Source organism: Rhizobium sp. UBA1881 (assembly GCF_002338015.1).
Classification (GTDB): domain Bacteria; phylum Pseudomonadota; class Alphaproteobacteria; order Rhizobiales; family Rhizobiaceae; genus Rhizobium.
The window spans coordinates 1-12,941 of sequence record NZ_DDHH01000142.1 but is presented as its reverse complement, the minus strand read 5'-3'; the positions used below and the strand labels follow the sequence as shown (position 1 = coordinate 12,941).

The 12,941-nt window shown below is 62.3% G+C and carries 12 protein-coding genes; 6 read left to right on the top strand and 6 right to left on the bottom strand.

The window, feature by feature from the left end; genetic code table 11:
- Positions 1–128: 128 nt before the first annotated feature.
- Positions 129–410, bottom strand: coding sequence for a BolA family protein (locus B3605_RS17430; RefSeq protein ID WP_047508549.1), 282 nt, complete (start codon positions 408–410; stop codon positions 129–131).
- Positions 411–515: 105 nt separating this feature from the next.
- Between B3605_RS17430 and B3605_RS17425 the strand changes: the two genes are divergently transcribed.
- The 4 genes from B3605_RS17425 (at position 516) to B3605_RS17410 (ending at position 5,408) form a co-directional block, all read left to right on the top strand.
- The gene (locus B3605_RS17425; RefSeq protein ID WP_018901559.1) at positions 516–1,130 is read left to right on the top strand and encodes a J domain-containing protein; all 615 of its coding nucleotides are present in this window, start codon (positions 516–518) and stop codon (positions 1,128–1,130) included.
- A gap of 309 nt (positions 1,131–1,439) precedes the next feature.
- Positions 1,440–2,432, top strand: a complete 993-nt coding sequence (gene cobS / locus B3605_RS17420) for a cobaltochelatase subunit CobS (protein WP_018901558.1) — start codon at positions 1,440–1,442, stop codon at positions 2,430–2,432.
- A gap of 12 nt (positions 2,433–2,444) precedes the next feature.
- Entirely contained in the window at positions 2,445–4,346 is a 1,902-nt protein-coding gene (gene cobT / locus B3605_RS17415) for a cobaltochelatase subunit CobT (RefSeq protein WP_112943787.1), read from the top strand.
- A gap of 54 nt (positions 4,347–4,400) precedes the next feature.
- Complete coding sequence (locus B3605_RS17410) at positions 4,401–5,408, top strand: esterase-like activity of phytase family protein (protein ID WP_296435251.1); 1,008 nt, start codon at positions 4,401–4,403, stop codon at positions 5,406–5,408.
- Positions 5,409–5,417: 9 nt separating this feature from the next.
- On the opposite strand, the gene B3605_RS17405 is transcribed toward B3605_RS17410, so the two are convergent.
- Positions 5,418–6,308: an SDR family oxidoreductase gene (locus B3605_RS17405; RefSeq protein WP_112943785.1), complete on the bottom strand. Its 891-nt coding sequence runs from the start codon at positions 6,306–6,308 to the stop codon at positions 5,418–5,420.
- 141 nt (positions 6,309–6,449) lie between these two features.
- Here B3605_RS17405 and B3605_RS17400 point away from each other — a divergent pair, with 141 nt between their 5' ends.
- Entirely contained in the window at positions 6,450–7,382 is a 933-nt protein-coding gene (locus B3605_RS17400) for an AraC family transcriptional regulator (RefSeq protein WP_112943784.1), read from the top strand.
- A gap of 30 nt (positions 7,383–7,412) precedes the next feature.
- On the opposite strand, the gene B3605_RS17395 is transcribed toward B3605_RS17400, so the two are convergent.
- Together B3605_RS17395 and rpmB are read right to left on the bottom strand one after the other, a co-directional pair.
- Positions 7,413–8,051 (bottom strand): queuosine precursor transporter, encoded by a 639-nt coding sequence (locus tag B3605_RS17395; RefSeq protein ID WP_112943783.1) that lies wholly within the window; start codon positions 8,049–8,051, stop codon positions 7,413–7,415.
- Between the two features lie 115 nt (positions 8,052–8,166).
- On the bottom strand, positions 8,167–8,466 hold the full coding sequence (gene rpmB, locus B3605_RS17390; RefSeq protein WP_026283561.1) for a 50S ribosomal protein L28: 300 nt from the start codon (positions 8,464–8,466) through the stop codon (positions 8,167–8,169).
- A gap of 259 nt (positions 8,467–8,725) precedes the next feature.
- Between rpmB and B3605_RS17385 the strand changes: the two genes are divergently transcribed.
- Entirely contained in the window at positions 8,726–9,502 is a 777-nt protein-coding gene (locus tag B3605_RS17385; RefSeq protein ID WP_112943782.1) for a DUF3108 domain-containing protein, read from the top strand.
- 207 nt (positions 9,503–9,709) lie between these two features.
- On the opposite strand, the gene B3605_RS17380 is transcribed toward B3605_RS17385, so the two are convergent.
- Together B3605_RS17380 and B3605_RS17375 are read right to left on the bottom strand one after the other, a co-directional pair.
- Positions 9,710–10,432: a hypothetical protein gene (locus B3605_RS17380; protein WP_111564849.1), complete on the bottom strand. Its 723-nt coding sequence runs from the start codon at positions 10,430–10,432 to the stop codon at positions 9,710–9,712.
- A 457-nt stretch (positions 10,433–10,889) separates the two neighbouring features.
- Positions 10,890–12,647, bottom strand: coding sequence for a methyl-accepting chemotaxis protein (locus tag B3605_RS17375; protein ID WP_112943816.1), 1,758 nt, complete (start codon positions 12,645–12,647; stop codon positions 10,890–10,892).
- Positions 12,648–12,941: the final 294 nt, after the last annotated feature.

Below are 12,941 nucleotides of genomic sequence, written 5' to 3'. Positions count from 1 at the left end.
CTTCCTCGGCCTCGTCGCCCACACCGTCTTCGGCTTCGGCCTCTACGCGACGGCTCTTCTGATTCGTTAGAAGCGGCCCGCCATCCTTGCGAAATCGCCGCACCGCGCCCATATGACGCGGTGTCGGCTTACCAGCGCACCGGCTCTCCGGGCGCCGCCGGCTCCACTGCCAGCGCATGCAACCCCGCATCCAGTTCAGGTTTCAGAAGCTCCGTGATCGCCCGGTGACGCGCCAGCCGTGTCATGCCGGCAAACGATGCGGAGACGATCCTGACCCGCATATGGGTCTCGCCTTCCCCTGTAACGTCAGGGTGATGGCCGGCATGCAGATGGCTTTCGTTGATGACATCAAGCCGCTCCGGCGCGAATGCCGCGGTGAGCTTCTCTTCGATGGAGGATTGAACTGTCATGAGCCGATCTTGCTGCCTTGAGAAAAAGGTTCCCACCAAGCCAGCAACATTCCCGTTTGTCAATTCTTGTCCTCACCCATTCTGAGCCCCATAATTAGCGCCGTCATGAGACTTGATTCCAAATATTTCGATCGCATCCGCACCCGCCGCAAACGCGAGCAGGAACCCGAACAGGCTCCCCCGTCCTGTCAGTGGGACGGCTGCGACAAGAAAGGCGTGCATCGCGCTCCCGTCGGACGCAATGCCGAGGGGCAGTTCTTTCTCTTCTGCTTCGAGCACGTCAAAGAGTACAACAAGGGCTACAACTATTTCTCCGGCCTCTCGGACGGCGAGATCGCGCGCTACCAGAAGGAAGCAATCACCGGCCACCGCCCGACCTGGACGGTCGGCGTCAACAAGTCGGCCAAGGATAGCCCCATCCAGTCGGATATCCGCTCCGGCGCCTATACGCGGGTTCGCGATCCCTTCGGCTTCGTCAAGGAAAACAAGAGCAGCGGCCCGCGCTTTCCCGAGCAGCGCAAGCTGAAGAGCCTGGAAGCCAAGGCCTTCGACACGATGAATCTCGCGGCCAACGCCACATCGTCCGAGATCAAGAGCCGCTACAAGGAACTGGTGAAGAAGCACCATCCCGACGCGAACGGCGGCGACCGTGGTTCAGAAGAGCGCTTCCGCGCGGTGATCCAGGCCTATCAATTATTGAAGCAGAACGGTTTTTGTTAATTCCCGTCCTTGCTCTTGGTCTTCAATCGGGTATGGTCCAAATCGGCTGAGGCCGCAGGCAACCGCGGCACCTTTTTCCGCGTTTGTCTCACAGGCGCCTCGGCCACTTCCGGACGCGGCGTTTCTTGTCCGGGACTATCGTCAAGAATGCTCGCAGGCGGTGATTTGATCGCCCCCGAGGTTTCGTTTCAGTCCCGGAGAAGCATCGCCGACGTTCAGACATGAGCGCGTGGGCCACCCGCGACGCCATGATCGCGAAACGAGCTGAGACAGTATGGCAGGGTGTCGGCCACCCGCCTTGGAGACATGATGAGCAAGATTGACCTTGATATCTCGGAACTTCCGGACACCACCGTTTCGGTCAGGGAGGTCTTCGGCATCGATTCCGACATCCGCGTTCCGGCCTACAGCCAGGGCAGCGCCTATGTTCCGGATCTCGATCCCGACTATCTCTTCGATCGCGAAACCACGCTCGCCATCATTGCCGGCTTCGCTCATAACCGACGCGTGATGATCTCCGGCTACCACGGCACCGGCAAGTCCTCGCATATCGAGCAGGTCGCCGCCCGCCTCAACTGGCCATGCGTCCGTATCAACCTCGACAGCCACGTCAGCCGTATCGATCTCGTCGGCAAGGACGCCATCGTCGTCAAGGACGGCCTGCAGGTCACCGAATTCAAGGACGGCATCCTGCCCTGGGCCTACCAGCACAATGTCGCGCTCGTCTTCGACGAATACGACGCCGGCCGCCCGGACGTCATGTTCGTCATCCAGCGCGTTCTGGAATCTTCCGGCCGCCTGACGCTGCTCGACCAGAGCCGCGTTATCCGCCCGCACCCGGCCTTCCGCCTGTTCGCCACCGCCAACACGATCGGCCTCGGCGACACGACCGGCCTCTATCACGGCACGCAGCAGATCAACCAGGCGCAGATGGACCGCTGGTCGATCATCTCGACGCTGAACTACCTGCCGCACGAGCACGAAGTGAATATTGTCGCCGCCAAGGTGAAGAGCTTCGGCAAGGACAAGAACGGCCGCGACACCGTCTCCAAGATGGTCCGCGTCGCCGATCTCACCCGCGCCTCCTTCATGAACGGCGACCTCTCGACCGTCATGAGCCCGCGTACCGTCATCACCTGGGCCGAGAATGCCGAGATCTTCGGTGACCTCGCCTTCGCCTTCCGCGTCACCTTCCTCAACAAGTGCGACGAACTGGAGCGTCCGCTGGTTGCCGAACACTATCAGCGCGCCTTCGGCGTCGAGCTGAAGGAAAGCGCCGCCAACATCGTCCTGGAGGCCTGAGGCTAACGGATCATGGCAGCGCGTGGTGACAATTCGAAAGCAAAGCCCGGTGCACCCGTCGACGTGGAGCCGCTGCGCCGGGCGATAACCGGCAGCGTGCGCGCGATCGCCGGCGACGGCGAGGTCGAAGTGACCTTCGCCAACGAGCGGCCGGGCATGACCGCCGAGCGCATCCGCCTGCCGGAACTGTCCAAGCGCCCGACGATGCACGAGCTTGCGGTCACTCGCGGGCTCGGCGATTCGATGGCGCTGCGTCTCGCCTGCCATGACGAGAAGGTGCACGCGACGATGGCGCCGCAGGGCTCCGACGCCCGCGCCATCTTCGACGCCGTCGAGCAGGCGCGCGTGGAATCGATCGGCGCGCTGCGCATGGAAGGCGTTGCCAGCAATCTGCGCTCGATGACGACGGAGAAATACGCCAAGGCGAACTTCTCCGGCATCGAACGCCAGGAAGACGCACCCGTCGGCGAAGCCGTCGCCATGATGGTGCGCGAAAAGCTGACAGGCGAGAAGCCACCGGAATCGGCCGGCAAGGTGCTCGATCTCTGGCGCTCCTTCATCGAGGACAAGGCCGGCAAGGATCTCGAGAACCTGACCGGCGTCATCAACGACCAGCAGGCCTTCTCCAAGGTCATCCGCAACATGCTCACGGCCATGGAAATGGCCGAGGAGTATGGCGACGACGACAGCGATCCCGATTCTGACGACCAGCAGGACGAGGAAGACAAGCCGAGCGGCGAAGACCAGAACGACGACGATGTCGAGGACGATGCCGGCTCGGATGCCGCCCCCGTCGAGGACAGCGAAGTCGCCGACGAGCAGATGGAGGACGGCGAGACCGAAGGCGCCGAGATCTCCGACGACGACATGCAGGAAGAGGGCGAGGACGACAGCGAGACGCCGGGCGAAACTCGCCGTCCGAACACGCCCTTCGACGATTTCAACGAAAAGGTCGACTACCACGTCTTCACCGAGGAGTTCGACGAGACGATCACCGCCGAGGAACTGTGCGACGCCGCCGAGCTGGAGCGCCTGCGCGCCTTCCTCGACAAGCAGCTCGCCCATCTCCAGGGCGCCGTCGGCCGTCTTGCCAACCGCCTGCAGCGCCGCCTGATGGCGCAGCAGAACCGCTCCTGGGACTTCGACCTCGAAGAGGGCTATCTCGATCCGGCCCGCTTGACCCGCCTGATCATCGACCCCACCCAGGCGCTCTCCTTCAAGAAGGAGCGCGACACGCAGTTCCGCGATACGGTCGTGACGCTGCTGATCGACAATTCCGGCTCCATGCGCGGCCGCCCGATCACGGTTGCCGCCACCTGCGCCGACATTCTCGCCCGCACGCTGGAGCGCTGCGGCGTCAAGGTCGAAATCCTGGGCTTCACCACCAAGGCCTGGAAGGGCGGACAGGCGCGTGAACAGTGGCTCGCCAACGGCAAGCCGCAGACGCCGGGCCGCCTGAACGACCTGCGCCACATCATCTACAAGTCCGCCGACGCCCCATGGCGCCGCTCGCGCACCAATCTCGGCCTGATGATGCGCGAAGGCCTGCTCAAGGAAAACATCGACGGCGAAGCGCTGATGTGGGCGCATGACCGCCTGATCGCGCGGCGCGAGCAGCGCAAGATCCTGATGATGATCTCCGACGGCGCGCCGGTCGACGATTCGACGCTCTCGGTCAATCCGGGCAACTATCTGGAGCGCCACCTGCGCGCGGTCATCGAGCGTATCGAGACCCGCTCTCCGGTCGAACTGCTCGCCATCGGCATCGGCCACGACGTCACGCGCTACTATCGCCGCGCCGTCACCATCGTCGATGCGGACGAGCTCGCAGGCGCCATGACCGAACAGCTGGCCTCGCTCTTCGAGGACCAGGCTTCCCAGCCGCGAGGCGGACGCGCCCGCCGTGCAGGCTGATCGCCCATGAAGCAACTGGCTCCGGCGTTCCGACCTTGTTTCGCTGGAGCCCTCATGCTGGCCACCTCACTTGCAGCCGGCACATCCGCCCTGGCCGAGACGCCGGCGGCGGAAGTGAGAAGCAGCATCATCTCGAACTTCAAGATCGGCTCCGACGAGAAGCGCTTCGGGCCCTTCGAATTCGTGGGCGGCCTGGAAATGGTCTCCCCCAACCGCCTCTTCGGCTCGCTGTCCTCCATCCGTTTTCGCGATGACCAGAAGCATTTCGTCGGCGTCCTCGATACCGGCCACTGGATGACCGGCCGCATCGAGCGCGGCGCGGACGGCAGCCTGAGCGGACTTGCCGATGTCGAGATCACCCCGATGCGCGACCGCGTCGGCAAGATCCTCGAGGGCAAGGCACTGATGGATGCTGAGGGCGTCGCGCTGAAGGACGGCAAGGTGCTGGTCTCATATGAGCAGTTTCACCGCGTCGATCTCTATCCCGATCCCGGTTTCGAGACCTCCCGCGCGCTCGACACGCTGCCCATCCCCTTCGAGAAGAAGCAACTGCGCGCCAATCGCGGCTTCGAGACGATCGCCGTCTCGCCGCCATCGAGCCCGCTCAAGGGCGGCACGCTGATCGTCGCCGAGCGCAGCCTTGACGATGACGGCAACGCCTATGCCGCGATCCTGGACGGACCGCTGAAGGGTAAGCTGGCGCTTGCCCATTACGGCGACTTCGACGCCACCGATGGCGCCTTCCTGCCGAATGGCGATCTCCTGCTGCTGGAGCGCCGCTTCAATCTGGCTGAAGGCATCGGCATGCGCATCCGCCGCATCAAGTCGGCCGATATCAAGCCCGGCAGTGTCATGGATGGCGAGATATTGATCCAGGGCGATTTCGGCTACCAGATCGACAACATGGAAGGCCTCGACACCTTCACCGCCGACGACGGCAGCACCCATGTCATTCTCGTCTCCGACGACAACCACTCGATCCTCCAGCGCAACCTGATGCTGGAATTCAAGCTGGACGAGCGGCAGCCCGGCCCATCGGCCGACACCGCCGCCTCTGATTAGAGGGGCGCGTCAGCCCCCGAAGTAGGCCGGCTGGTCGAGATCGGCGATCAGCCCCTGATGTGTCGGCTTCCAACCGAGCGTCTCCCGCGTCCAGGCGCTGGACGCCCGGTTGTTGATCGACGCGAAATGCGTGAACCAGCCGAAATGCTCGGCCGCCTCTTCCGGCGACTTCGAGACGACAGGCAGGCCCAGCCGCTTGCCGATGACGCCGGCGATCTCGCGAAACGGGATCCCCTCCTCCGCCACGCCATGGTAGCGCGCACTTGGCCGCGCCTTCTCCAGCGCCAGCCGGTAGAGGCTGCCGGTATCGAGACGATGCACCGCCGGCCAATGGTTCATGCCGTCGCCGATATGGGCCGAGGCGCCTTTCTCGCGCGCGAGGCCGATGACGATCGGCACGAAGCCATGGTCGCCATCGCCATGCACGGAGGGCGGCAGGCGAACCACCGAGGCGCTGAGGCCATCAGGCACCATTGACAGCGCGGCCTTCTCCGAGACGCGCGGAATGGCCGGCGACGAGGGTGCTGCCATCTCTTCCGTGGCGACAGCGCCCGGCGCCAGCAGACCCGTCCCCGAGGTCACGACCATATGCCGGCCGGTGCCCGAGAGCACCTTGCCCATCGCCTCGATGGCGCGCCCGTCGATCTCGCAATTCTCCTTGAACTTGGAGAAGTCGTGGATGAAGCCCGTATGGATCACGCCGTCGCAGGCATCAGCCCCCCAGCACAGGCTGTCGAGATCCTCAAGATCGCCGCGATGAACCTCAGCCCCTGCGGCCTTAAGCGACGCGGCCGAAGCATCCGAGCGGGCGAGACCTAGCACCTGATGGCCGGCCTGAATGAGATCCTGAACGACGGCCGAGCCGACAAAGCCGGTGGCACCGGTAACGAAAACGCGCATGGTCATCTCCTTGCTTGCTGCAACGCACCCGCCGATGCAGACGTGTCGAGTGCGGGCGTGTCGAGGACAAGCTAGGACCTTGAGGCGATACGGTCCATGTTGTATTGTCCGGAATATCTTCGCGATCGTCCGGAGTTTTCAATGGACCCTCTCTCAAACGTGCTTTCGCTGCTGAAGCCGCAGAACTATCTCTCCGCCGGCATGGAGGCGGGCGGCAATTGGGCGATCCAGTTTCCGGACCAGCAAGGCGGCATCAAGTGCGGCGCTATCGTGTCGGGCTCCTGCTGGCTCAGCGTCGAGGGTATTGATGATCCGGTCCATCTGCGCCCCGGCGACAGCTTTCTGCTCCCACGCGGCCGGCCGTTCAGGCTCGCCACCGATCTCGCACTTGAGACAATCCCGGCCGCCACGATCTTCCTCGGCCCACGCAAGGATGGCATCGTCTCGCTCAACGATGGCCGCGATTTCTCGATCGTCAGCTGCCGCTTCGGCCTTGCCGGCAGTCACGCCGATATCCTGCTGAAAATGCTGCCGCCGATCGTGCTCCTGCGCGACGAGCAGAGCCAGGCGGCCTTGCGCTTTGCCGTCGAGCAGATGATGCAGGAACTGCGCGCGCCGCAGCCAGGCGGCTTCCTGATCGTCGAGCACCTCGCCCACATGATCCTCGTGCAAGCGCTGCGGCTGCATCTGGCTGATCGCTCGAACAACGGCGTCGGCTGGCTCTTCGCGCTGGCCGACAGGCAGATGAGTGCTGCGATATCGGCGATCCACGACAGCCCGGCCGAACGCTGGACGCTGCAGGCGCTTGCCTCGCGCGCCGGCATGTCGCGCTCCACATTTGCGCAGAAATTCAGGGAAACGGTCGGGACATCGCCGATGGAGTATCTGGCGCAATGGCGCATGCTGCTTGCCGGCAACCGGCTGGAAAACTCCCGCGACCCGATCTCGGTCATCGCGCCGTCGCTCGGCTATGAGTCCGAGGCGGCCTTCAGCACGGCCTTCAAGCGGATCATGGGCTGCTCGCCCCGGCAATATGTCCGCGACCGCCCGAAAATGGCGACGGCGCTTTCATGATGAAGCGCCGCCGTTAGATTTTATCGAGGATCAGCTGGCCGCGCGGGCGCCCTGCATCGGCCTGAGCACGCTCATCAGCGCGCCGTAGGGCAGAAGCATCACGAGACCGACCAGGAGCTTCACCCAGAAATCGCCGATCGCCCAGGAAATCCAGCGCGGCGCCTCGGCGGTGAAAACGCCGAGAACGGGCGACGCCTCGAGCGCGAACGGCTCGTTCGGACCGAGGAAGACGAAGAAGGCGGCGAACGACAGCGAGAAGAAGATCACCGTGTCGAGCATGGAGCCGAGCAGCGAGCCGACCAGCGGCGCACGCCACCAGGCCTGCCGGCGCAGGCGGTTGAACAGCGCGATATCGAGCAACTGACCGGCGAGATAGGCCGTACCGGAAGCGATAGCGATGCGCGGCACCGATGTGAAGAAGGAGAGCGCCACGCCGACGAGGAAGCCGGCAAACACCACCTTGCGCGCCGCCTGCGGCCCGAACTGACGGTTGGTGAGATCGGTGATCAGGAAGGCGACCGGATAGGTGAAGGCACCCCAGGTCAAGAGATCGGCGAGATTGACGCCTGCGAACGTGACGTTCAGCGGGAACTGCACGAGGAAGTTCGACGAGACGACGACGAGCGTCATCAGGGCGACGTAGATAAGGGTATAGCGCGTCTGAAGCATTTTTTTATCCTGGGGTATGCCACCAGTTGGAGGAACAGTCCGGCAAAGCAAAAGGCTTGAACGGGATTATCCGTGCAAGCCTTTTGAAGCCGTATAGCTAAATGTCGGTTGTTGCTTAGGCAGCAACAGCCGTTTCAGCGGTCTTCTTGACGATCTGGCGGCGCAGCAGACGAGCGCGCATCGAAAGTTCGTTTTCGCTTGCCTTGATCAGGAAAGCATCGAGACCACCGCGGTGCTCGACGGTACGCAGAGCAGCAGCCGAAACGCGAAGACGGTAACGCTGGCCGAGCGCGTCGGAGATCAGCGTAACCTGGCACAGGTTCGGGAGGAACCGGCGCTTGGTCTTGTTGTTGGCATGGCTGACATTGTTGCCAACGAGGACTGCCTTGCCGGTCAATTCGCACATGCGGGACATGGGACACCTATTCTTGTTTTTCTCGGCCATCGATTGCCGACCCGCGCAAAGTCGAGCTTGCAATCCATCAGGCCATGATTGGAAAGTTGCGGTTCTATAATCAGACAGACCGTGCGCGTCAAGCCAAACCTTGGCCTTTCCGGCGATTCAGTCCAAAAGCCTCGCAATTCCGTCAAAAAGCTTTTGTTCTCTAAAGGCCACGACAGGCGTATAGACCGTATCTCGCGACCTGACCAGCGCACCGAACAAGGTTCAATTCATGGCTCATTGGGGCAAACGCATTTTCATTTCCGCCTTGGCGGGCCTGATGGCCATTCCGGCAGGCGCCGCCGAGGTCGTGCATCATACCGAATACAAGGTCGCGCTCGGCATCATCACCATCGCCCGCGCCGCCTTCATGACCCGCATCGAGGACGACAAGACCTATCGCGTCTCCGGCGATATCAGCTCCGCCGGCCTCGCCGATCTCGTCACCACCATATCGGCCAAGACCAGCGTTGACGGCCGGCTGCGCGGCAACCGCATGCAGGCGGACCACTATCTGCTCTATTACAAGAGCGGCAAGCGCGCCCGCACCTATGATGTCCGCTACTCCAACGGCAACATCACCTCGACGACAGTGAAGCCGCCACGCCAGCCACCGAAGAACTGGGTCAACGTCCCCGCAAGCGACATGCGCGCCGTGCTCGACCCCATTTCCGGCCTGATCTTCCCCGCCGACACCAATGTCTGCGCGCAGAAACTGCCGATCTATGACGGCGAGATGCGCATGGATCTCGTGCTGTCGCCGAGCGGATCGAAGGATTTTTCCACGCAGGGCTTCACCGGCAAGGCAACCGTCTGCAACGTGCGCTTCGTGCCTCGCTCGGGCTACAAGAAGGGCCGCAGCGACATCGAGTATCTGAGCAAGAGCAGCCGCATGGAAATCTGGTTTGCCAAGGCCGATGCGGCCAACGTCATAGCGCCTGTCTTCGTTCGCATCCCGACCCAGTACGGGCCGGTGACCATCACGGCGGTGAAGTACAGCGCAAGCTGACCGCACGGCCTGGACCGCGTTGGCTGCGACCCACAAATGAAAAGTGCGGCAATCATGCCGCACCCCTGTTTCTAACGCTGATCCTGACGATCCCGGGCTTCGTGAACCCAGCAGGCGTATCGCGCACGCCTGCCTGTTGGTGATTAGGCGGCGCGATACTCGCTGCTTGGGAGACATCTCGCAACCGGCTCGCCGGGCGAGCGCCGCTTAGCGCATCGCGATGACCATCTTGCAGAGCTTGACGAGGCTGCCGTCGAAGCCGCCGCCGCCACCGGCCAGGATATCCTTGCAGCGTACCTTCATCTTCGCCCGGTCACCTGATGACATGTCGTTGAAGGCCTGGAGCTGCCTGCTATTCATGTTGTTGGTGCTGTTGCGCCCGTTGGTTCCGTTGGTGCCATTGGTACCATTGGTCGGGTTGTTCGGGTTCTGCGGATCATCGGTTCCCGGCAGGCCGAGATTGAGGTTCAGCAGCGTGTTGGTGCCGAGAGCCACCTTGGCCTTCGCGCCCAGCAGGCTGGAGCCGCCGACATTGGCGTTGACACCCGTGTTGAGCCCGCGCGATCCGCCGACGCTCGCGGTATTGCTGACGCCGAGGCCGCCACCACTGCCACCACCTATAGAGGTGTTCGTGCCGACACCGCTGGAGCCGCCAACCGACGCCGAGACGCCAAGGCCGCCACTCGAGTTGCTACCGACGTTTGCATTGACGCCACTGGCGCCGCCGACCGATGCGGTTGCAACATTGCCGTTTCCGCCGACATTCGCATTGACGCCATTGGCGCCGCCGAGCGATACGCTCAGCCCATTGCTGGTCCCGATGCTGAGACCATTGCTGCCGCCGACGTCAAAGGCGCTCGCGGGCAGCGGAGCCAGCAAAGCGGCGCAACTTACTGCCAGGACAGCATATTTCGATGCACTATAGTTCATTCCAACCTCCACGAGATGCTGCCGGACCCAATGCCCAGGCAGTCGAAACCAATGAAGGGAAGCGCGCATTCCCGAAGCGGCGGTCTGTAACCGAGAGTGGAAGCCAGCCCGCCTCTACATGAAAACAAGAATATGCGTAAATTCTAACATTTCAATGTGTTTCGCGTATAGGTTTTGTAAGCCTCGCAAGACGGATAACATATTATGAACAGCTAATGGAGAATGTTGGCACAACCGTAGACATATGAAGCCACAAATGGGACGGATTGCAGCAGGATGAGACGGCTAGGTGGAATGAGGCGAAACAGGGGCGTGCGATGTGTACCCGTTCTGGAATATAAGCGACGTTTTATACAATCAATGATACGCATTCCATCATTTACCTCGCGCGCCAAAATGAAACGGCCGGCACCGCCTTTAAGCGATACCGGCCGTCTCGATCATTCTGATATGACGATCAGAATTCTTCCCAGCTATCGGCCACCGGTGCCGCCATGCCGTGGGCTCTTGCCACACGCGAGACCAGATGCAGGGCAGGCGAGCTCTGCGCTGCCCTGGACGGCGGCCTGATGGCGTAGGCCTCGCTGAGCTTGAACTGCGCGATCAGCCCGCGCAGCGTCTCTGCCTCGGCCGCCAGCTTGTGGCTTGCCGCCGTGCTCTCCTCGACCATGGCCGCGTTCTGCTGCGTGGATTGGTCGAGCTGGTTGACCGCCTGATTGATCTCCTTCAGCCCCGTCGCCTGCTCCTTCGAGCCTTCGACGATCGCCACGACATTGACATTGATGTCGTTGACCTGGCTGACGATGGTCTCCAGCGCCTTTCCCGTCTGCCCGACCAGATCGACCCCGTTGCGCACCAGCTCGCTGGACTTGGTGATCAGCGACTTGATCTCCTTGGCCGCACTGGCCGAGCGCTGCGCCAGTTCGCGCACCTCCTGCGCCACGACCGCGAAGCCTTTGCCCGCCTCGCCCGCCCGCGCCGCCTCGACACCGGCGTTCAGCGCGAGAAGATTGGTCTGGAACGCGATGTCGTCGATGACGCCAATGATATTGGTGATCTCGCGCGACGACTGCTCGATCTGGTCCATCGCCGCCACGGCGCTGCGAACGACCTGGCCGGATTGCTCCGCCCCCTTCTTGGTTTGCGACACCAGCTTGCCGGCCTCGTCGGCGCGATGGCTGGAATCGTTGACCGTCGTGGTGATCTCCTCCAGCGCCGCCGCTGTCTCCTCGACGGAGGCCGCCTGCTGCTCCGTGCGCTTCGAGAATGAATCGGCCGTCGAGCCGATCTCGCGCGAACCGGCTGCGATTGCATGCGCGTTCTCGCCGACGGTCTTCATGGTCTCCGAGAGCCGGGCAATCGTCGCGTTGAAGTCATGCCGCAGTTGCTCCATCGACGGCACGAAGGCGGTCTCCACCGTCTTCGTCAGATCGCCCTCGGAAAGCCCGCGCAGCGCCTGCCCAAGCAGGCTGATGGCGCTCATGCGCTGCGTTACGTCAGTGGCGAACTTGACCACCTTGTAAACCCGGCCATTGGCATCGGTGATCGGATTATAGGCCGCCTGGATCCAGATCTCCTTGCCGCCCTTGCCGTAGCGAACGAATTCGTTGGCGATAAACTCACCCGCCGCCAGCCGGCGCCAGAAGTTGGCGTATTCCTCGGTTCGTGCGTAGGAGGGCTCGCAGAACATGCTGTGATGCTTGCCGACGATCTCATTCAGCGAATAGCCGAGACCGTTGCAGAAGTTTTCATTGGCCGTGATGATCTCGCCTGTCGGCTTGAACTCGATGACCGCCTGCGAACGAGAGATCGCATCCAGCTTGCCGGCGTCCTCGACCGCCTTGTTCTTGGCATCCGTGATATCGGACGCGAGCTTCACCACCTTGAACGGCTTGCCGTGTTTGAAAACCGGGTTGTAGGAGGCCTGGATCCAGATCTCACGGCCACCCTTCGCCAGCCGCTTGTAGGCGCCCGCATCATATTCGCCGCGGCCAAGCCGGGCCCAGAAATCGCGATACTCCTGCGATGCCGCCAGCGCCGGCTCGCAGAACATGCTGTGGTGCTTGCCGACAATGTCGGAAAGGCTGTAGCCGAGAGCATTGCAGAAATTCTCGTTCGCCTTCAGCACATTGCCTTTCAGATCGAACTCGATGATTGCTTGCGATTTTGAAATCGCACCGAGGATATATCCCGCATCAGATGCCAGACCGAACATTCCCATCCCCTTGCCTGCGACGCCAGCCATTGGCGTTGCGCGTTGTTAGGAGAGGCATCAGGAACGCGTTCCTCGAAGATTTATGGGGCAAATCCTGACAGCAAGTAACAACTATCTCAGATCGCATCCACCGAAGCTCTCACAACCGATGATCATGCCGCGAGAGTTAACGCCCGGTATACAACCAATATCTAATTTAAGGTCGCAACCCTGCGAAAACTCATAGTGGATTTCTTATATTTCACGGACCTTGATACCGCCCACTGAAAAAGGGCGCCCCGAGGGACGCCCTTT

Coding starts and splice junctions, on each gene's coding strand:
- B3605_RS17430 (WP_047508549.1), bottom strand. CDS start 410: ATGACAGTTCAATCCTCCATCGAAGAGAAGCTCACCGCGGCATTCGCG.
- B3605_RS17425 (WP_018901559.1), top strand. CDS start 516: ATGAGACTTGATTCCAAATATTTCGATCGCATCCGCACCCGCCGCAAA.
- cobS (WP_018901558.1), top strand. CDS start 1,440: ATGAGCAAGATTGACCTTGATATCTCGGAACTTCCGGACACCACCGTT.
- cobT (WP_112943787.1), top strand. CDS start 2,445: ATGGCAGCGCGTGGTGACAATTCGAAAGCAAAGCCCGGTGCACCCGTC.
- B3605_RS17410 (WP_296435251.1), top strand. CDS start 4,401: ATGCTGGCCACCTCACTTGCAGCCGGCACATCCGCCCTGGCCGAGACG.
- B3605_RS17405 (WP_112943785.1), bottom strand. CDS start 6,308: ATGCGCGTTTTCGTTACCGGTGCCACCGGCTTTGTCGGCTCGGCCGTC.
- B3605_RS17400 (WP_112943784.1), top strand. CDS start 6,450: ATGGACCCTCTCTCAAACGTGCTTTCGCTGCTGAAGCCGCAGAACTAT.
- B3605_RS17395 (WP_112943783.1), bottom strand. CDS start 8,051: ATGCTTCAGACGCGCTATACCCTTATCTACGTCGCCCTGATGACGCTC.
- rpmB (WP_026283561.1), bottom strand. CDS start 8,466: ATGTCCCGCATGTGCGAATTGACCGGCAAGGCAGTCCTCGTTGGCAAC.
- B3605_RS17385 (WP_112943782.1), top strand. CDS start 8,726: ATGGCTCATTGGGGCAAACGCATTTTCATTTCCGCCTTGGCGGGCCTG.
- B3605_RS17380 (WP_111564849.1), bottom strand. CDS start 10,432: ATGAACTATAGTGCATCGAAATATGCTGTCCTGGCAGTAAGTTGCGCC.
- B3605_RS17375 (WP_112943816.1), bottom strand. CDS start 12,647: ATGTTCGGTCTGGCATCTGATGCGGGATATATCCTCGGTGCGATTTCA.